This is a genomic window from Leifsonia sp. Y862 (assembly GCF_057669585.1).
This window is the reverse complement of the sequence record NZ_JBYHFR010000001.1, coordinates 512,306-530,790: the sequence shown is the minus strand read 5'-3', so window position 1 is coordinate 530,790 and position 18,485 is coordinate 512,306. Positions and strand designations below refer to the sequence as shown.

The window sequence follows — 18,485 nt, the reverse complement described above, 5'->3', positions numbered from 1 at the left end:
ACGCCCGGTGTCACGACTCCCGGAGCTACGACGAGGAAGTCTCGTCGCTGCCCGATGATGACGCACGGTAGTCGGCGAGCAGCGCAAGTACCTGCGCGACTTCCTCAGGGCCACGCACCCGGTATTCGGCCCCGCTGGCTCCTGGCCCGATCTTCAGCCCGAGGTCATCGTCGCCGAGAACCGCGAAGGCGTCTTCATCGGTCACGTCATCGCCCGCATAGAACACGGCCGTTGCTCCTGTGTAGTCGCGAAGCTGTTCAAGGGCATCGCCCTTGGTGCTGGAGCGCACCGAGAACTCCAGCACATTCTTGCCCTCCCGAATTGTCATTCCGGGCAGTAGCTCCTCAACCTGTTCCCTGGCTTCGCGTTGCACGGCAGGGCCGTCCTGCGGAGCGGCAAGCCTGGTGTGAAGGGCAAGCCCAGCCGGCTTCTTCTCGATCCACGTGCCCGCTACCGGGCCGCTGATGCGTTCGAGTACCCTGGCCAGCGTGTCGAGCTGTTCGAGCTCTGAGTCGATCAGGGTGATTTCGGCGTGAGGGGTATCGAATTGCACTTCGATGCCGTGTGATCCGGCGAGCAGCACTCCCTGCGAGGGTTCGGCAACATGGCGCAGGCTTTCGAGAGCCCGGCCGGATACAAGTGCGACCCGAACGCCGGGAAGCTCCAGCAGTCGTTCCACCGCTTCCCTGGCACCATCAATGGCCCGTGCGTCGTCCGGTTCATCGACGTGAGGAGCGAGCGTCCCGTCGAAGTCCAGTGCGACGAGCAGGGTCTCACTGGCAGACAGCTCGCGCAGGGCTGCCACCAGGTTCTCTGGCACACCGCCCTGTACGGCGGCGCCGCCGGTCAGGGTCTCCAGGAACGACTTCGACCACGTGGATACGTCGTTGTCGAACACACGCTTACGCAGTGCGCGCATCCGTCTGGTCCGCTCACGTTTCGGCATCTGCACGGCCTGCAAAATAGCGCTCTTCACGCCTTCAATGTCGTGCGGATTGATGAGGACGGCCTGCTTCAGCTCATCAGAGGCACCCGCGAATTCGCTCAGCACCAGAACGCCGTCACCGTCGAACCGCACGGCCACATATTCCTTGGCAACCAGGTTCATGCCGTCCCGCAGAGCCGTCACCAGCATGACGTCAGCAGCCAGGTAGAGGGCGACCATCTCTTCACGTGGATACCCGCGGTGGTAGTAGCTGATCGCGGAGTTGCTGATGGTGGAGTAGTCACCATTCAGTCGCCCGACGGCGAGCTCAATTTCGTCCCTGAGCGCCATGTATGCGCCAACACGCTCACGCGACGGGCTGGCGACCTGAACCAGCGTGACATCTTCGACGCTCAGTCGGCCCTCTCGAAGCAGCTCACCGTATGCCTTGATCCGGTGGCCGATCCCCTTCGTGTAGTCGAGGCGGTCGACGCCCAGCATGATCGTCTTCGGGTTACCGAGATCTTCCCTGATCTGCTGCGCCCTCGCCTGGATCTCGGGGCGCCTGGCCAATTCTTCGAAGCTGTCCGCATCAATGGAGATGGGGAATTGCTTGGCAATGACGCGACGCGGGCGTCCGTCGGGGTCCGTGACGTCAATGGCGGCGCCACGCGTTGAGTAGCCGAACAGTCGCCGGACGGCGCGGGTGAAGTTCCCGGCGTCGGCGATGCGCTGGAAGCCGATGAGATCGGCGCCGAGCAGGCCGTCGAGAATCTGCTTGCGCCAGGGCAGCTGCGAGTAGATGCCGTATGGCGGGAATGGAATGTGGTTGAAGAAGCCGATTACCAGGTCGGGGCGGAGGTTGCGCAGCATGCGTGGCACCAGCTGCAACTGGTAGTCGTGCACCCACACGGTCGCGCCTGTCGCCGCGACTGCGGCGGCGGCTTCGGCGAATCGGCGGTTGACCTTGACGTACGAGTCCCACCATTCGCGGTGGTACGCCGGCGGTGAGATGACGTCGTGGTAGAGCGGCCACAGCGTGTCGTTGGAGAAGCCTTCGTAGTACTCCTCAAGCTCTTCGCTCGTGAGGACAACGGGGACGATGGAAATACCGTCGTTCTCGAAGGGTTCGAACTCACGATCGGCCACCCCCGGCCAACCCACCCATGCGCCGTCAGAGGCGCGCATCAATGGTTCGAGCGCGGTCACGAGGCCACCGGGTGACGTCGACCACCCGTCTGTGCCGTCGTCGTTGACCACGTGGTCAACCGGCAAACGGTTGGAGACCACGACAAGGGAGAACGCGCCTGTGTTCACGTTCGTTCGTATGGTGTCGGCTGGGATTGCGATGACTCGTCCGTTCCGGCGTGAGCTCTGGGGTTCACACCTTGCTGCTCACAGCAGACTACCAGTTGTTCATTTAGCAGGACCGGCAGGTACGTTAGATCGTGGAGGCAAAAATGCGAAAGTTCATCTTTAGCACTGCGATGCTCAGCGTGCTGTCCGGCGGTTGGAACACCATTCAGGCCACGAGGAAGGGCCCCAGGGACTGGCGCCTCATCCTCATGTGGATCGGATGGGCGATTGGCGCCGCGATCGCGATCGGCACGGTCGTCGAGGAAGCGAATGAAAAGCGCTCAAATAGCTGATTGCTCCGCGCCGCACGGCGTGTCAGGCCCGTAAAAGCGCGGTGGTGACCGAGACTGGTATCACTGCTGTTGCCAGCGCGGAAGGGGTTCAATATGTTCGGTCGTCGACGTCGTGTCGCACCCGTCGTTCAACCCCCGGCTCCTGAGCTCAGCGACGAACAGATCCTGGAGACAATTCAGGCCACGCTTGGTGAACTCATCGGTTCCGCTGGCTCCTGGACGCTCACGCCGCGCAGCGACGATGACACCGACGTGATCTTCCACGATTTGAAGACCACACAGATCGCTGAGTTGCTCACTGCCCAGTTGCGCACCCAGCTGTCCGTCTTGCGCGGAGAGGTGACGGCTGAACCTGCTGCCCTTCCCTGGACCCCAGCACCGATCTCAGTGTGGGCAGATCCGGTAACGGGCCCCACGACTGTCATTGCAGAGGCTCCAGTTGCGGATGCCGTTGCTCACGACGTAGAGATGTCTACAGATCTCGTGGTCACCTCTGCCGCCCGCGCATCAAGCCAGCGCGAACGCCTCGTCGCGTAGCTACTAGCTACACTCGCTACTCGCTACTCGCTACTCGCTACTCGCTACTCGGCAGCAAGCTGGCGCACGTAAAGTGCTGCCGCGTTCTCGCGACAGCACCTGGCCGGCTACGGAGTGGCGGGCGCTGCGGTTTCCGATTTGGTGGCCGCGCCAGCAATCTCCTCGAGCACGTCCGCGGGGTCAAGCACGATCCACGGTGAGCTGTCCGGATCGGTCTCAGCTGCCTGTGGGCTGTCGCCCTGGGTCCACCACTTCGCCTCGTACGGGTGTCCGTCGAAGAGAACGCGGTCGCCGGCGGCATAGGTCTGGTTGCCCGCCCACTCAGGGAAAGTCCCTGGCTCGATGGTCGGCACCGGCACCGGGGTCTCCCCTGGCATGACCGGACCGATCAGTGTCCACGGCGTTTCGAAGGCCTGCAGCACGGGGTTGTCGGGGACATCGCCCTTTGTCCACCACTTTGCCTCGTACACATTGCGGTGCCAGACAACCTTGGTTCCTGCACGGTAAGAGACATCCTCTGACCAAATGGGATACGGGCTCGTTGCAGGGTCGTCGGTGAGGTCTTCGTCGGATACGGGCTCCACGGTGGTTTCGACGCCAGCCCTGGAATCGGGCACACCAGTGAATCCTGCTCCCAGAATGAAGCTGAAGCTCTCCTCGCCCTGTGCAACGCCGCTGCAGGCATCAGAGACGCGAGTCACGTCGTCGTAGTTCGGGCCGCAACTCTGGTCACGGTTCGACGACCACATCGAGACACGACCGACATGCTTCTCCTGGGCGAAGGCATTGAGCGCTTCGGCATCTTGAGGGGTGAAAACCTCATCGCGCACGTCGTTCTGACCGATCATGGGCGTTGCCCCGATCTTGCCCCAGAGCGTGACGTCTGTGAGGTTGATGTCGGCGCGGCTGTAGAGCACACCCAACTGGCGCTGCGTCGCGGTCAGCGCCGAGGTGACAGCATCGATCATCGACTGCTTTTCCGGCTTGCTGTCGCCGAAGTCCATGGTCATGGCATTGACGCCCGTGATCTCGACTCCGGCATCCAGTGCACCGGCAACGAGGTTCGTCCCATCGACGGACAAGCCGTCAGGTGTGACGGGAAGGGTGAACCAGACAGCAAGAGGTGTGCCGGCAGCAGCGGCTTCGGCCTGCAACTCGGCGAGCACGCTCGCCCGCCGCTCGTTGGCCTCGGTGTTCGCGAGAGCGTCGCCCTCGATGTCAAGGTCGATTGACTGCACGTTGTAGCGGTCGATCACGTCGGCGTATGCACGCTTCAGTTCGCTCGGATTGGTGCAGCTCACGGCAAGCTCGTCGTTCAACAAACCACCGAACGAGATCATCGCATTGCCGCCCTGCTGCTCGAGGCGGGCAAGACGGCGGTCGAGGTCAAGCTGGTCTGATGCCTCCTGCAGCGTGTATGCGGCTCCCCACGTTGGCGTGCACGCCGAGTCGGCGTCAGCCACCACGAACGAGAGCACAACATTCTTGTCTGCGGCGGTACGCGGCGACTCGAAAGTGAACTGCGGCGTGGCCGTTACGTCGACGTAGCCGGCGAACCAGGCATCCGTTGTGGCCGTGTACTCGTTCTCGAACCATTTCCAGCCCTGAACACCGGCGAATCCCACGCCGGCGACAATTCCGACGAGCACGGTGAGGCGCACCAGGGACAGGCGTCGATTGGGAAAGCGCGCAGACACAAAACCTCACAGCGTTGGAGAAAAAAGGGAGTATGCGGTCGGGTGCGCACGTATCAATTGTGACAATAGTTGCATACCACGACGCAATACATTGTCACGATTGCCCTATCCTACGAGTGCGGTCCGAAAATATGAGTACGGGGAAAAGCTTAAAAAATGACACTTGAACAGGAACAATCGCGCGCCCGCAAACGGCAGTGGGGTTCGGAGCGCCGATCTGAGCCGCTCTCGATCATGCATCCCCGCCCGAGTGTGAGCAAGATTATGTGGGGACGCATCGCGATGCTGTCCACGTTCGTCTTCTGGCTTATTTATGTGCTCACCACGATCGTTCGCGAGTTCATCGAATCACCGGGCGGATTCCGCTTCACGATGGAAGCGATCAGCTATTTGATCGTCGTCACGTTCCTCAACTTCTCCGCGTTCATGTACCTGCTCGCTCGTCAGGGTGCGCTGTACCGGTTCCGCGACCACGCTCGCGTCCCCCGCGCTGAGCTCGACCGACACTTCCGCGACTACGACAGTGCCGTCACGGTGCTTGTTCCCTCGTATGCAGAAGAGCCAGCCGTCGTTCGCGGCACGCTGTGGTCGGCTGCGCTGCAGGAGTTCCCCAATGTCCGCATCGTGCTTCTGGTTGACGATTCCCCTGTCCAGACCAACGACAGCGATCGGGAACGACTCGCCGCAACGCTGCGCCTTCCCGGAGAAATCGAAGAGGCCCTCGAAGGGCCACGCTCCCGCTTCGAGGCCGCTCGGCAGAAGCTGGACGACGAGCGCCAGCGCGGCGCATCCGTTCTGCGTCGCCACGTCAAGGAACTCGCCGGGGACTACGAGGCAGCCGCGGTCTGGCTCGAAGAGATGGCTGCTGCAGAGCCGATGGAAGACCATGTCGATGAGTTCTTCATCGACCAGATCCTCATGGGCCTCGCCTCAGAGTTCAGGCTCAACCTGCTCGCCCTGAACGCGTCGCTTGACCAGAAGGAATACCCCGATATCGACCGCGTCTTTGAGATGCGTCGCCGACTTGAGCTCACGTTCACTGCTCGCCTGAGCAGCTTCCAGCGCAAGCAGTACTCATCGCTCTCGCACGAGTCGAACAAGGCGATGAACCTCAACTCCTACATCGGCTTGATGGGCCGCAACTGGCGCGAGGAGAAGACGGCGAACGGCGTCGTCCTGCGTCACGCCGCCAACGAAGCCGATGCTGACCTGGTCATTCCTGACAGCCCGTACCTGCTCACCCTCGACGCTGACTCCCTGCTGCTGCGCGACTACTGCCTGCGCCTGGTCTACTTCCTTGAGGAGCCGGGCAACGAGCGGGTCGCCGTCACGCAGACCCCGTATTCCTCATTCAGGGGAGCGCCCACCCGCATCGAACGCATCGCCGGTGCAACCACCGACCTCCAGCACATCCTGCACCAGGGCATGAGCTACTACGGCGCAACCTTCTGGGTCGGCGCCAACGCCGTCATCCGCAAGCGTGCGATCGAAGATATCGTCGAGATTGAGAACGTCGGCGGCTTTGAGATCGCCACCTACATCCAGGACCGCACGGTCATCGAGGACACCGAGTCGAGCGTCGACCTCGGTACCCACGGCTGGACCCTGGTGAACTACCCCGAACGCCTCAGCTACTCTGCAACTCCCCCAGACTTCGGTTCGCTCGTCGTGCAACGCCGGCGCTGGGCAAACGGTGGACTCCTGATCCTCCCCAAGCTGTGGGACCAGGTCAGGGAGCGCCGCTTCCGCCGCGAACGAATCCTGGTTCGCGAGCTGTGGCTGCGCGTCAACTACATGGCGTCGATCGCCTGGGCCAGCTTCGGTCTGCTGTTCCTGCTGGCGTATCCGTACGACAGCCGTTTACTCTCCCCCGTCGTGTTCCTGGCGGCGCTTCCCTATTTCCTCGCGATGGGCAGCGACTTGCGCGCATGCGGCCACCGCTTCAGCGACATTTTGCGCATCTACGGGTTCAACCTCGTGCTGCTGCCTGTCAACCTGGCTGGTGTGCTGAAGTCGATCCAGCAGGCCATCACCGGCGAGAAGATCCCGTTCGTTCGCACGCCGAAGGTCAAGGACCGCACGGCGGCACCTGTGCTCTATGTCGTCGTCCCCTACCTGATCATTGCGTTCTCGCTGCTGACCCTGGTGCGCGACATCTCGGCACAGAACTGGGGAAATGCCCTCTTCGCCGCATTCAATGCGTCGCTTGCCGGGTACGCGACTTGGGCTTACGTTGGGCTCCAAAACTCGGTGGTCGACCTGTGGCTCGGCACTCTCAGCTGGCTCTACGTCGACAAGAAGAAGCCGGTTGCCGAAGTACGGTCGCTCGTCGACCCATCAAAGCCCGTCGACTGGTCATCGATCCTGTACCACGGTGATCGGCGTCTCAACCGCGACCTGCGTCGCAAGAACGACCGCCGACGACGGGTGGGTGCTGCGCGCTAACAGTCAGGAGGAGCGGATGGCGCTGAATATAGAGGACTATGCCCTCATCAGCGACAGCTACACTGGCGCGCTCGTTGGCTCTGATGGCAGCATCGACTGGCTATGCCTGCCGCGCTTCGATTCTCCCTCGCTATTCGGCGCGCTCCTGGGCGCAGAAGACCAGGGCCGCTGGCTGGTTGCTCCCGTTGATCCCAGCGCGACGTGCACGCGCGAATACATCGATGACACCTTCATCCTCCGCACGGTCTGGACCACGAAATCCGGCCAGGTGGAGGTGGTGGATCTCATGCCACATGGCGATCATCGAGCGGATGTCGCGCGCCTCGTCCGCGGGATCTCCGGCTCTGTCGAGATGCAGCAGGATCTTCGTATGCGCTTCGGCTATGGCTCCGTCATTCCGTGGGTGCGCCAGCTCAAAGGTGAACGGACCCACGGGCTCATCGCGGTGGCCGGTCCCGATGCCGTCGTGGTGCGCGGCCTGTATCTGCACGCTGAGGAGAAACGCCACGTCTCCTTTTTCACCGTGGATGCTGGCGACACGATCGAGCTGCAACTGACGTGGTATCCCTCTCATCGCCCGACACCCGAAGCCGTCGACGTGCCGGCCGTGATCGTCGCCTCAGCGGCGTGGTGGAACGAATGGGCGAAGGCCTGCGACCACGACGGACCATTCCACGCAGAGGTCGTGCGGTCGATGCTGGTGCTTCGAGCGCTGACCCACGAGGCGACAGGGGGCATCGTCGCCGCGGTGACCACCTCGCTCCCCGAGTCGTTCGGCGGCTCACGCAACTGGGACTATCGATATGTGTGGCTGCGAGACGCCGCGCTCACCCTGCAGGTGCTGCTCTCGCACGGCTATGCGAGCGAGGCTGAGGCCTGGCGCAATTGGCTGCTCCGCGCCATCGCCGGTGACCCGAATGATGTGCAGATCATGTATGGCCTTGCCGGCGAGCGCTATCTGCCGGAGCGTGAACTCGACTCGCTACCCGGCTACCGCGGAGCGGCTCCCGTCAGGGTCGGCAACGGCGCCGTGAGTCAGTTCCAGTCCGATGTCATCGGCGAGGTGATGGTGGCCCTGCATTCGGCGCGGGAGGCCGGCGTGGAGGAGATCGAATTTTCCTGGCCGCTCCAACGGTCGCTCATGTCGTTTCTTGAGAACAACTGGCGACGGCCGGATCACGGTATTTGGGAGGTACGCGGCCCCGCCCGTGATTTCACCCATTCCAAGGTCATGGTGTGGGCAGCTTTCGATCGTGGTGTGCGCGGCATTGAGGAATTCGGTCTCGCCGGACCGCTGAAACGCTGGATCGCACTCCGCGACGAGGTGCGCCGAGACATTGAAGAGCACGGGTTCAGCGTGGAACGCAACAGCTTCGTGCAGTACTTCGGGTCGGACGAGGTGGATGCGTCGCTCCTTGCACTCCCCCAGGTCGGGTTCTGCAGCGCCTCAGATCCACGCATGCTCGGAACCGTTGCCGCACTTGAAGCCGACCTCATGCGCGATGGCTTGCTCATGCGCTATCGAACGCACGCAGACGTCGACGGGCTGGAGCCCGGTGAGCATCCATTTATTGCATGCTCCTTCTGGCTCGTGGAGCAGTACGCGGCATCCGGTCGGACCGACGATGCTGTCGCACTCATGAACCGGCTGATCGGCCTGACGAACGACGTTGGACTGTTGTCTGAGGAGTACGACGTCACCAGCAAGCATCAAGCGGGGAACACGCCGCAAGCGTTGTCGCATTTGGCGCTGGTGCGGGCAGCGGATGCCATCCTCGCTGCGACCGAACGTGCCGCTGGTTGAGGAGACTGCGACAAAGGAGCCGTCGTCTCGAAACCAACGTCCCCGAGGGGCAAAACTGAACATCATAGAAAACAAACGAAATCTTTGTAGACACTCGTCGACATCCGCCCACAGCCGAATCCTAAATTGAAATACATGACTTCATCCACGCTCACCGCCAGGGATCTGGCGCAGATCGCGATCTTCGCTGCAATCATTGCTGCCCTTGGCCTTCCTGGCGCACTGAGCATTGGCGCTGGTGCCGTGCCGATCACGTTCCAGACGCTGGGCGTCATGCTGGCCGGAGCCATCCTCGGCGCGCGCAAGGGATTTCTGGCCGTCTTGCTCCTTCTCGTGTTGGCCGCTGCCGGGTTGCCACTGCTATCCGGCGGTCGGGGTGGACTCGTCTGGTTCACCACCTCTCCCGCTGCTGGCTACCCGTACGGCTGGCTGCTCGGTGTGGCCGTGATCGGTTTCCTCACCGCTCGCTTGCTCCCCCGCTACCCGTTCTGGCCGGCTATCGGTGCAACCTTTCTCGGCGGAGTCGTTGCCGTGTACCTCATCGGTATCCCCGTCACCGCGATCAACCTCGGCATCCCGCTGTGGGTGGCTGCTCTCGACAGCCTCAAGTTCCTGCCCGGTGACGTGATAAAGGTCGTCGTGACCGTCCTGGTCGCCCGCCAGGTGCACAAGGCGTACCCCGGCTTGATCTCCCCGGCGCGCTGGCGCCGAACGCCAGACACGCGCGACGCCCCAGAGACTCCAGCACCGGTCGCACCGTGAGCACCATCCGCTTCGATGACGTCTCCCACTCCTTCGGCGATCGTCGGGTGCTCGACAGCCTGCAGCTCACGCTGTCCGAGCACCGAATTGGCATCGTCGGCGCCAACGGGTCTGGCAAGTCGACCTTCGCCAGACTCATTAACGGACTCGTCACGCCCGACACGGGCACGGTCACGGTAGACGGGCTCGACGTCGCGCGGCACGCCAAAGAGGTGCGCCGCCGTATCGGCTTCATCTTCACGAACCCCGACAATCAGATTGTCATGCCGACGGTGCAGGAAGACGTGGCGTTCACGCTCCGGCGACACAAGCTGGGCGCTGCAGAGAGTGCCGCGCGAACGGCAGCGGCGCTGGAGCGATTCGGCCTCACCGCACACGCTGAGCACCCCGCGCACCGTTTGTCTGGGGGCCAGAAACAGCTGTTGGCCCTGGCATCCGTTCTCGTCGCCGAACCCGCCGTGATCGTCGCCGACGAACCGACGACGCTGCTCGACGCCCGCAACGCCCGACTCATTGCAGAGCAGTTCGAATCGATGAGCCAGCAGGTCATCATCGTCACTCATCACCTGAGCCTGTTGGAGCGATTCGACCGCGTCATCGTCCTGGAAGACGGACGCGTCGTCGCGGACGACGTGCCGGGCGCCGCACTCGGGGCATACAGGTCACTGCTGGCATGATCGGCCTCTACTATCCGGGGTGCTCCTTCGTTCATCGGACGCCAACGCTATTGAAGCTCACCGTGCTGGCGGTGAGCTTCATCGGCGTCAGCCTGATCTCCGATCCCTGGTATCTGGCCGCTGCCCTTGGCGGCGTGGTCGTGCTCATTCTTCTGGCCGGGGTACCGCTTCGGGTTGTGTGGACCCAGGTGGCACCGGTCCTGTGGCTGCTCGTGATTGCCGTGCCGCTGCAGGCGATTTTCGCCGGCTGGGTTGTCGCCGCGCTGATGGCCGGTCGCTTGCTCATTGCGGTCGCTCTCGCTGCGCTGTTCACGCTGACGACAACCGTCACGTCCGTGCTTGAGACGTTCCAGGTGTTGCTCCGGCCGTTCCGCCGGTGGGTTGATACCGATCGCGTCGGCTTGCTCGTCGCTCTCACTATCCGATGCATTCCGCTCATCGCCGACATCGTCACAGAGGTACTGGAGGCACGGAAAGCCAGGGGCGTGCAGGGCTCAATGGTTGCGCTGGCCGTCCCTGTCGTCGTGCGTTCGCTGTACGCGGCAGACGCGATCGGCGAAGCCTTGACGGCGCGTGGATTCGACGACTGAACGACATCATCCATTCCGGCACAGGCACGCAGTCGATGTGCCGGCTCGTTCCGGCATGGCGCGGCCGCATCCCAGTATGGTGTTGTCCATGAAGGCCTCACTCATTCTGATCGCACTCGCCGCATCTGTGACACTGCTCACCGGCTGCGCCGCTTCCGGCTCCTCGGCTGAAGCGGGCATTCCCGGCATTTGGGGTGCATCCCCAGAGTCGGGGGACGCCTACCTCGAACTCACCGACGCCGGTGACCTGTCGGGCTCTGACGGATGCAACCGCTTGATCGGCGGCTGGAGCGCGGATGACGACACGACCGTCACGTTCACCGAGATCGGTTCGACGCGGATGGCCTGTGACGGCGTTGACACCTGGCTGTCGGACGCGGCGTCTGCCACAGTCGACGGCGAGATCATGACGGTGCTCGATGCATCCGGCGCAGACATCGGCACGCTGGTCAAGCAAGGCGACTAGCCGCACCTTGGCAGAAACTCAGGTCGCACTGAGGTTCTTCAAAGGTAGACCGGGCACTCTGAAGGGGTCGAATTCTCGATTCACCTCGTACAGGAAGACTTCTCGTGCCCAAACTCCCCGCAATTCTCACGATCGTCGGCGTTACTCTCGCCCTGACCGCCTGCAGTAGCAGCGGTGATGACGCTGCGAACACCGACGCCGCTTCGGTGACGGATGAATGCACGACCTCAGGCACGAACTCTGACGCCATCTCGGTGAGCGGCGATTTCGGCACCGAGCCCACTGTCACCTTTGACAAGCCGCTCAGCACCGACACCACGGAGCGCAGCGTTGTCATTGAAGGCGATGGCGATGAAGCCGCAACAGACGGTTCGTTGCTGTACATCTCATACACGGCATACAACGCCACCTCTGGCGAGACCATCGACAGCACCGGCTATGGCGATGAAGCCGCAACAGCGACCCTCACCGTCGACGACTCCCAGTACATCACCGGCCTCGTGAAGGCCCTCAACTGTTCAGTGACCGGCGACCGCGTCGTGGCAATCATGCCGCCAGACGAGGCGTTCGGCGAGACCGGCTCCACCGACTTCGGTGTGGGTGCAGACGACTCGATGATCTTCGTCATTGACGTCAACGAGGTTGTTCCGTCCCGCGCGACCGGCGTCGACCAGCCGGCAGAGGACGGTTTCCCCACCGTCAAGCTGGCCAAGGACGGCTCGCCGACCATCACGATTCCGAGCACCGACGCCCCGAGCGATCTCCAGATCTCCGTCCTCAAGAAGGGTGACGGCGCAGTCGTCGCCGACGGCGACACCGTCGCTCTCGAGTACACCGGCGTCGTCTGGGCCACCGGCAAGACCTTCGACAGCTCGTGGACGACCGCAGGCCCCACCACGCTCGCCACCGACCAGGTCGTTCCCGGGTTCAAGGCTGCACTGGTCGGCCAGACCGTCGGCTCACAGGTCATGGTCGTCATCCCGCCGGCTGAGGGCTACGGCGAGGCTGGCAACGAACAGGCCGGCATCAGTGGCACTGACACCCTCGTGTTCGTCATCGATATCCTCGCAACGGCCCCGACCGCACCCACCGAAGTCGGATAGCGTTTAGCCGTTCACCACGAGTGCACCGGATGCCTGGCATCCGGTGCACTCGACGTTAACCGCCGGCCTCGCCAGCCGCCTCGGCACACCCAGAGGACAGGGCAGGCTTACGTGTCGCTGCACCGTGCCGATAGTGCTCCATAGTCACTGAGCGGAAGGTATAGCCCATGAAAACAGGATTCATCCTCGCAGCACTTCGCGGGCCACATCTCACCAAGTACCCACCGCGCATCGCGCTGGAGCCCGATCGTTTCGGCGATCTTCCGGCACTCCTCGTTGATCCGGTCGACCAGCGGGGTCGCACGGTATCCGGTATGTGGCTCCTCGCGGTGCAACAGCGCCCCCGGGGGGAAGCCATCTATGAATTGGTTGAGACGCGCTCGTTTGTGTAGGCCGGTTTGGGATCTATTCGGGCGACCCCGACAGCGATAGCCTCGGCAGTGTCATGCTCGACGAGCATGCGTCACGGCCTGGAGGATACGCATGGACTGGAAAATCGAACTCGTCGCACTCCCCGTCACCGACGTCGACCGGGCTAAAGCCTTTTATGTCGACCAGGTCGGGTTCAATGCCGACTTCGACGAGCGAGTGAACGAGAGCCTGCGATTCGTGCAGCTCACGCCGCCCGGCTCGGCGTGCTCTATCTGCTTCGGCGAGGGGATCACTGAGATGCAACCCGGTTCGCAGAAGGGCATCCAGATCGTGGTCGCCGACGCCGATGCGGCGCGTGCCCAGCTTGTGGCTGCCGGCGTGGATGCCAGTCCGGTTGACGAACAGAGCTGGGGTCGTTTCGTCTATTTCGCCGATCCCGACGGCAACACGTGGGCATTGCAAGAGCTGCCCCAGCGCGACTGAGGCCTGCGACCATGACCGATCCTGACAACAAAACCAAGAAGACCCCGGCGGCGGATCTCGAGTATCCAGATGAGGCCGGCTACCCGGACGGCACAGGAACGCTCGACGAAGGCACAAGGGCCGAAGCTGCTGGTCACGCCGACGAGGCTGATGAGGCTGACGAGGCCGACGAAAGCGATGAAGCACCTGTCCCTGAGGTGGCCGAAGAGGCCGCCGCAATCGAACATTTTGCAGACAACGACACCGAAGACGACTGACACGCCACACGCTGCCGGCTAGCTTCCGGCGAGCACAAGCACCGCCATCGCGGCGATCATCAGCCCTGAACACACGGCGTGCGAAACGCCGATACTCCGTTCTGCCCGCAGCGCAGGGGCAACCAGGATGGCAGCACACGCCAGCCACGTTGCAAGCACGGCCCACATCATCACGCCACCCTCCGTCATTGCATGCTGATCGCCCATCACTGACGCAGAGGCCGTAGCGGCCGCCAGCGACTGCGTCGCCACCTGGAGAGTTCCATGAGCCGGCATCACCAGCACAGCGAGCGACATGAAGCCAAGATCGACGACGGCAAGGCCCCCGACACACTTCTGCCAATGCTGGATCGATCCGCTGCCCAGCGCTGACAGTCTCCGCATCCGATCAACGGCGACCATCGTCACCACGATGAGCAGCAGCGCTCCGCCGAGTGCCACCGTCATGAGCGACGTGAATTCCGGCAGCAGCAGGGGGACGAACATGAGCGCGCCCATGCCCATCGCCGAGACCGTCGTCGATGCTCCGAGTAGCCACCGACCGCTCACCTGTCGCCCACGCACAAACTGTGCACCGGGTCGTGCGACAGGTCCCGCAACAGATCCCGCAACAGATCCCGCAACAGTGCGAGCACCGGGCCGTTGATGCCTGATCGCAACGACCATCGCGGCAACAGAGAGGCACAACGCCACCGCGATCATCATTGCCCACTCCCCCCGCCACCGTTGGCGAGTCGTCCGTGCCACCGAACGCGTCGCGCCGGTTGGAGAAATATTGACATCACCGAAACGGCAGGGCAAGATGTGAGCTAGTTGAGCCAAGCTCACGTTGTGGGCCACTCGAAGATGAGGAGGCCACAATGCAGATTCCGGCTCCATTCGACTATGTCAGAGCCACAAATGTCGACGACGCCATCGCCCTTCTCGACCGGCACGGACCTGAGTCCCTGGTCGTCGCCGGCGGGCACAGCTTGCTCCCGATGATGCGTCTCCGGCTGGCCAGGCCGGAATGGCTCATCGACATCAACGACCTCTTCGAACTCGACTTCATCCTGAGACAGGATGATCGCTTGCGGGTGGGCGCGATGACACGGCACGCCGCACTCCTTGCATCAGCGGATGTCGTGAGCCTGTTCCCGATCATCGCCGACGCCGAGCGTGTGATTGCTGACCCAGTGGTGCGTAACCGCGGAACCATCGGTGGCTCGCTGTGCCAGGGAGATCCCGCGGAGGATCTCGCCACCGTGTGCGATGTCCTGCGCGCAGAAGTCGTGATCCGCGGACCAGGCGGCGAGCGCGTCATCCCCATGACCGAATTCCACCAGGGCCCGTATGAGACGGCCGTGGCCCACAACGAGATACTGTGCGAGATCCGTTTCCCCATTCATCCGCTCACGGGCAGCGCCTACGAGAAGGTGGAGCGCCGCGTTGGAGACTGGGCGATCGTGGCAGCGGGCGCCGCGGTGACACTCGCCGATGACGGCACCATCGCCGACGCCGCACTCGGTCTCACGGCGGTCGGGATCGAGGGAACCATCACCACTGCCGAAGCTGTGCTCAGGGGGCAAAAGCCCTCAGCTGAGCTGTTCATCGAGGCCGGTCGGCTCGCCGCGGCAGCCGCAAAACCGGTTGCCGACCAACGCGGGCCGATCGACTACAAACTCCATCTCGCCGACGAGCTCACCCGCAGGGTGCTGCAGCGTGCCACGGCGCGCGCCATCGCCGACACCCCACAGGAAGGCTGAAGCCGATGCAGGTGAGCATGACGGTCAATGGCGACGACGTCACACGGGAGATCGAGCCGCGTGTCCTGCTCGTGCATTTCATCAGGGACACACTGCGACTGACGGGCACGCACTGGGGGTGCGACACGTCCAATTGCGGCACCTGCGTGGTGCTCATGGACGGCCAACCCGTGAAGTCATGCACCGTGCTTGCCGCTATGGCAGACGGCCATGCCATCACCACGGTGGAGGGACTGGCCGTCGGCGGCACGCTCGACCCCGTGCAGCAGGGATTTATGGAGGAACACGGCTTGCAATGCGGCTTCTGCACCCCAGGCATGATGCTCACCGCCCGCTCGCTGCTCGACAACAATCCGCACCCCAGCGACACCGAGATCCGCCAGGCGATCTCCGGCCAGATGTGTCGGTGCACGGGCTACGCCACCATCGTCAGATCGGTGCAGTGGGCAGCCGAACACCCACAGGCCGCCCCCGAAGCGGATGTGACGATCGAGCAGGTTGAGATGGCCGAGACAGACGAAATGGTCGAGATACACGAACGCATCGCCGACGCCACTGAAAAGGAGGTCAGCGCATGACTATCGCACTCGACCACCCCGCCAACCCTGCAGCCGGAGACGAGGACCGCCCGATCGGCTACGGCCGCATCCAGCGCAAGGAAGATCCACGCTTCGTCAGGGGGAAGGGCCACTACGTCGATGACATCGTGCTGCCTGGCATGCTGCACGGCGCCATTCTTCGCTCGCCGGTCGCGCACGCCCGCGTGGTCTCCATCGACACCACCGCAGCGCTTGCCCACCCTGGCGTTGTCGCTGTCATCACAGGACAAGACCTGCTCGGACTCAACCTGGCGTGGGCGCCCACCCTGTCTGCTGACGTCCAGGCCGTGCTCGTCACGGACAAAGTGCGCTTCCAGGGCCAGGAGGTCGCGTTCGTCGTGGCGGAGGACCGCTATGCAGCGCGCGATGCACTGGAACTCATCGAGGTCGAATACGACGTACTGCCCGCCGTTGTCGACGCCAGACGGGCGATGGATGCCGACGCTCCCGTCGTCCGCGACGAAATGGACGGCCGCACCGACAACCACATCTTCGATTGGGAAGCGGGAGACGCCGCTGCCACCGACGCCGTCTTCGCCACAGCCGACGTGATCATCTCGCAGGAGATCGTCTATCCACGCTCGCACCCTGCACCCATGGAGACCTGCGGCGCCGTCGCCGACTTCGATCCGATCGACGGAACGCTCACCCTCTACGAGACGAGCCAGGCCCCGCACGCGCACCGCACCCTGTTCGCGATCGTTGCCGGCATCCCTGAGCACAAGATCAGGGTCGTGTCCCCCGACATCGGCGGCGGTTTTGGCAACAAGGTCGGGATCTACCCTGGATACATTCTCGCGGTGGTCGGGTCCATCGTCACCGGCAAGCCGGTCAAGTGGGTGGAAGACCGGTCGGAGAATCTCATGTCGACCTCCTTCGCCCGCGACTACATCATGCAGGGCGAGATCGCAGCGACGAAGGACGGCAAGATTCTCGCCGTGCGCACCAACGTCCTCGCCGACCACGGCGCCTTCAACGCGACGGCGCAGCCGACGAAGTACCCTGCGGGGTTCTTCCACATCTTCACCGGCAGCTACGACATCCAGGCTGCGCATTGCACAGTGACCGGCGTCTACACGAACAAGGCGCCTGGGGGCGTGGCATACGCCTGCTCATTCAGGGTCACGGAGGCCGTGTACCTGGTCGAGCGGCTGGTGGACATGCTCGCCCACAAGCTCGAGATCGACCCCGCTGAACTCCGGCTGAAGAACTTCATCCAGCCAGACCAGTTTCCATACCCGAACAAGACCGGGTGGGAGTACGACTCAGGCAACTACGAAGCGACGATGCGGCTCTCGATGGAGATTGCCGGGTACGACGAGCTTCGGCGCGAGCAGAAAGAGAAGCGGGAGCGCGGCGAACTGATGGGCATCGGTGTTGCCTTCTTCACGGAGACTGTCGGCGCCGGACCCCGAAAGCACATGGACATCGTCGGCCTCGGAATGAACGACGGCGCGGAGCTGCGCGTCCATCCGACGGGCAAAGCGGTCGTACGGATCTCTGTCCAGAGCCAGGGGCAGGGACACGAAACAACCTTCGCCCAGATCGTGGCGGAGGAGATAGGCATTCCCCCTGAGGACATCGACGTCGTGCACGGCGACACCGACCAGACCCCGTTCGGTCTGGGCACCTATGGCAGCCGGTCGACGCCCGTCAGCGGCGGAGCGGTGGCTCTCGTCGCCAGGAAGGTGCGTGAGAAGGCGCGCCTGATCGCCGCAGCGATGCTGGAGACCCGACCGGAAGACCTGGAATGGGAGAAGGGCCGCTGGTTCGTAACCGGCGACCCGAGCGTGGGAAAAACCATCGCAGAAATTGCGATGGGCGCGCATGGCACTGTGGCGCTCCCCGAGGGCGTGGATGGCAACCTCGACGCGGAGGTGACCTACGATCCGCCCAATCTAACGTTCCCGTACGGTGCATACATCTGCGTTGTCGACATCGATCCAGGTACCGGCCACGTCACCGTGCGGCGGTTCATTGCTGTTGACGACTGTGGAACGCGCATCAACCCCATGATCATCGAGGGCCAGGTACACGGCGGTCTGACGGATGGCGTTGGCATGGCGCTCATGCAGCTCATCGAGTTTGACGAGGCCGGCAACAACCTGGGCGGCACATTCATGGACTATCTCATCCCCACCGCGATGGAAGTTCCCAATTGGGAGACCGGGTTCACCGTCACCCCGTCGCCGCATCATCCGATCGGCGCAAAGGGCATCGGAGAGTCGGCCACAGTCGGGTCTCCCCCGGCCATCGTCAACGCGATCGTCGACGCACTCTCGCCGCTCGGTGTCACCCATATGGACATGCCGTGCACGCCAGCCAGGGTCTGGGAGGCCATGCAGGGCAGAGCACGGCCCCCGATCTAACATGG

The 18,485-nt window shown here is 63.2% G+C and carries 18 protein-coding genes; 15 read left to right on the top strand and 3 right to left on the bottom strand.

Annotation, left to right across the window (positions count from 1 at the left end; translation table 11 throughout):
• Positions 1 to 25: 25 nt before the first annotated feature.
• Positions 26 to 2,242, bottom strand: coding sequence for a bifunctional alpha,alpha-trehalose-phosphate synthase (UDP-forming)/trehalose-phosphatase (locus AC25Z0_RS02485; protein ID WP_488132197.1), 2,217 nt, complete (start codon positions 2,240 to 2,242; stop codon positions 26 to 28).
• Positions 2,243 to 2,385: 143 nt separating this feature from the next.
• Here AC25Z0_RS02485 and AC25Z0_RS02480 point away from each other — a divergent pair, with 143 nt between their 5' ends.
• Positions 2,386 to 2,574 (top strand): hypothetical protein, encoded by a 189-nt coding sequence (locus AC25Z0_RS02480; RefSeq protein WP_488118675.1) that lies wholly within the window; start codon positions 2,386 to 2,388, stop codon positions 2,572 to 2,574.
• A gap of 93 nt (positions 2,575 to 2,667) precedes the next feature.
• Positions 2,668 to 3,111 carry a hypothetical protein gene (locus AC25Z0_RS02475; RefSeq protein ID WP_488132196.1) on the top strand — a complete coding sequence of 148 codons (444 nt, stop codon included), beginning with the start codon at positions 2,668 to 2,670 and terminating at the stop codon, positions 3,109 to 3,111.
• A gap of 107 nt (positions 3,112 to 3,218) precedes the next feature.
• On the opposite strand, the gene AC25Z0_RS02470 is transcribed toward AC25Z0_RS02475, so the two are convergent.
• The gene (locus AC25Z0_RS02470; protein ID WP_488132195.1) at positions 3,219 to 4,808 is read right to left on the bottom strand and encodes a chitinase; all 1,590 of its coding nucleotides are present in this window, start codon (positions 4,806 to 4,808) and stop codon (positions 3,219 to 3,221) included.
• A 156-nt stretch (positions 4,809 to 4,964) separates the two neighbouring features.
• Here AC25Z0_RS02470 and AC25Z0_RS02465 point away from each other — a divergent pair, with 156 nt between their 5' ends.
• From AC25Z0_RS02465 to AC25Z0_RS02420, 10 genes are all read left to right on the top strand, one after another.
• The gene (locus tag AC25Z0_RS02465; protein ID WP_488118672.1) at positions 4,965 to 7,253 is read left to right on the top strand and encodes a glycosyltransferase family 2 protein; all 2,289 of its coding nucleotides are present in this window, start codon (positions 4,965 to 4,967) and stop codon (positions 7,251 to 7,253) included.
• A gap of 16 nt (positions 7,254 to 7,269) precedes the next feature.
• Positions 7,270 to 9,057, top strand: coding sequence for a glycoside hydrolase family 15 protein (locus AC25Z0_RS02460; protein ID WP_488132194.1), 1,788 nt, complete (start codon positions 7,270 to 7,272; stop codon positions 9,055 to 9,057).
• Between the two features lie 135 nt (positions 9,058 to 9,192).
• The gene (locus tag AC25Z0_RS02455; protein WP_488132193.1) at positions 9,193 to 9,819 is read left to right on the top strand and encodes a biotin transporter BioY; all 627 of its coding nucleotides are present in this window, start codon (positions 9,193 to 9,195) and stop codon (positions 9,817 to 9,819) included.
• The gene (locus tag AC25Z0_RS02450; RefSeq protein ID WP_488132192.1) at positions 9,816 to 10,496 is read left to right on the top strand and encodes an energy-coupling factor ABC transporter ATP-binding protein; all 681 of its coding nucleotides are present in this window, start codon (positions 9,816 to 9,818) and stop codon (positions 10,494 to 10,496) included. The genes AC25Z0_RS02455 and AC25Z0_RS02450 overlap by 4 nt, the downstream gene beginning before the upstream one ends.
• Entirely contained in the window at positions 10,493 to 11,086 is a 594-nt protein-coding gene (locus AC25Z0_RS02445; RefSeq protein ID WP_488132191.1) for an energy-coupling factor transporter transmembrane component T family protein, read from the top strand. The genes AC25Z0_RS02450 and AC25Z0_RS02445 overlap by 4 nt, the downstream gene beginning before the upstream one ends.
• A gap of 88 nt (positions 11,087 to 11,174) precedes the next feature.
• Positions 11,175 to 11,552, top strand: coding sequence for an META domain-containing protein (locus AC25Z0_RS02440; protein ID WP_488132190.1), 378 nt, complete (start codon positions 11,175 to 11,177; stop codon positions 11,550 to 11,552).
• A gap of 104 nt (positions 11,553 to 11,656) precedes the next feature.
• Positions 11,657 to 12,655 carry an FKBP-type peptidyl-prolyl cis-trans isomerase gene (locus AC25Z0_RS02435; protein WP_488132189.1) on the top strand — a complete coding sequence of 333 codons (999 nt, stop codon included), beginning with the start codon at positions 11,657 to 11,659 and terminating at the stop codon, positions 12,653 to 12,655.
• Between the two features lie 167 nt (positions 12,656 to 12,822).
• The gene (locus AC25Z0_RS02430) at positions 12,823 to 13,047 is read left to right on the top strand and encodes a hypothetical protein (RefSeq protein WP_488118665.1); all 225 of its coding nucleotides are present in this window, start codon (positions 12,823 to 12,825) and stop codon (positions 13,045 to 13,047) included.
• Positions 13,048 to 13,138: 91 nt separating this feature from the next.
• A complete protein-coding gene (locus tag AC25Z0_RS02425) occupies positions 13,139 to 13,510 on the top strand; it encodes a glyoxalase superfamily protein (protein ID WP_488118664.1) in 372 nt (123 codons plus the stop codon).
• A gap of 11 nt (positions 13,511 to 13,521) precedes the next feature.
• The gene (locus tag AC25Z0_RS02420) at positions 13,522 to 13,767 is read left to right on the top strand and encodes a hypothetical protein (protein WP_488132188.1); all 246 of its coding nucleotides are present in this window, start codon (positions 13,522 to 13,524) and stop codon (positions 13,765 to 13,767) included.
• A gap of 18 nt (positions 13,768 to 13,785) precedes the next feature.
• Here AC25Z0_RS02420 and AC25Z0_RS02415 read toward each other — a convergent pair whose 3' ends face one another.
• On the bottom strand, positions 13,786 to 14,472 hold the full coding sequence (locus tag AC25Z0_RS02415) for a hypothetical protein (RefSeq protein ID WP_488132187.1): 687 nt from the start codon (positions 14,470 to 14,472) through the stop codon (positions 13,786 to 13,788).
• Between the two features lie 155 nt (positions 14,473 to 14,627).
• Here AC25Z0_RS02415 and AC25Z0_RS02410 point away from each other — a divergent pair, with 155 nt between their 5' ends.
• From AC25Z0_RS02410 to AC25Z0_RS02400, 3 genes are read left to right on the top strand one after another with little or no spacing between them, the layout of a single operon-like run.
• Positions 14,628 to 15,512, top strand: coding sequence for an FAD binding domain-containing protein (locus AC25Z0_RS02410; RefSeq protein ID WP_488132186.1), 885 nt, complete (start codon positions 14,628 to 14,630; stop codon positions 15,510 to 15,512).
• A gap of 5 nt (positions 15,513 to 15,517) precedes the next feature.
• On the top strand, positions 15,518 to 16,090 hold the full coding sequence (locus AC25Z0_RS02405; RefSeq protein WP_488132185.1) for a (2Fe-2S)-binding protein: 573 nt from the start codon (positions 15,518 to 15,520) through the stop codon (positions 16,088 to 16,090).
• Positions 16,087 to 18,480: an aerobic carbon-monoxide dehydrogenase large subunit gene (locus tag AC25Z0_RS02400; RefSeq protein ID WP_488132184.1), complete on the top strand. Its 2,394-nt coding sequence runs from the start codon at positions 16,087 to 16,089 to the stop codon at positions 18,478 to 18,480. The genes AC25Z0_RS02405 and AC25Z0_RS02400 overlap by 4 nt, the downstream gene beginning before the upstream one ends.
• Positions 18,481 to 18,485 lie beyond the last annotated feature (5 nt).

Bases quoted from the DNA above. Each gene is read 5' to 3' on its own strand.
- AC25Z0_RS02480 (WP_488118675.1), top strand. From the start codon at position 2,386: ATGCGAAAGTTCATCTTTAGCACTGCGATGCTCAGCGTGCTGTCCGGC.
- AC25Z0_RS02475 (WP_488132196.1), top strand. From the start codon at position 2,668: ATGTTCGGTCGTCGACGTCGTGTCGCACCCGTCGTTCAACCCCCGGCT.
- AC25Z0_RS02465 (WP_488118672.1), top strand. From the start codon at position 4,965: ATGACACTTGAACAGGAACAATCGCGCGCCCGCAAACGGCAGTGGGGT.
- AC25Z0_RS02460 (WP_488132194.1), top strand. From the start codon at position 7,270: ATGGCGCTGAATATAGAGGACTATGCCCTCATCAGCGACAGCTACACT.
- AC25Z0_RS02455 (WP_488132193.1), top strand. From the start codon at position 9,193: ATGACTTCATCCACGCTCACCGCCAGGGATCTGGCGCAGATCGCGATC.
- AC25Z0_RS02445 (WP_488132191.1), top strand. From the start codon at position 10,493: ATGATCGGCCTCTACTATCCGGGGTGCTCCTTCGTTCATCGGACGCCA.
- AC25Z0_RS02440 (WP_488132190.1), top strand. From the start codon at position 11,175: ATGAAGGCCTCACTCATTCTGATCGCACTCGCCGCATCTGTGACACTG.
- AC25Z0_RS02430 (WP_488118665.1), top strand. From the start codon at position 12,823: ATGAAAACAGGATTCATCCTCGCAGCACTTCGCGGGCCACATCTCACC.
- AC25Z0_RS02425 (WP_488118664.1), top strand. From the start codon at position 13,139: ATGGACTGGAAAATCGAACTCGTCGCACTCCCCGTCACCGACGTCGAC.
- AC25Z0_RS02420 (WP_488132188.1), top strand. From the start codon at position 13,522: ATGACCGATCCTGACAACAAAACCAAGAAGACCCCGGCGGCGGATCTC.
- AC25Z0_RS02415 (WP_488132187.1), bottom strand. From the start codon at position 14,472: ATGATGATCGCGGTGGCGTTGTGCCTCTCTGTTGCCGCGATGGTCGTT.
- AC25Z0_RS02410 (WP_488132186.1), top strand. From the start codon at position 14,628: ATGCAGATTCCGGCTCCATTCGACTATGTCAGAGCCACAAATGTCGAC.
- AC25Z0_RS02405 (WP_488132185.1), top strand. From the start codon at position 15,518: ATGCAGGTGAGCATGACGGTCAATGGCGACGACGTCACACGGGAGATC.
- AC25Z0_RS02400 (WP_488132184.1), top strand. From the start codon at position 16,087: ATGACTATCGCACTCGACCACCCCGCCAACCCTGCAGCCGGAGACGAG.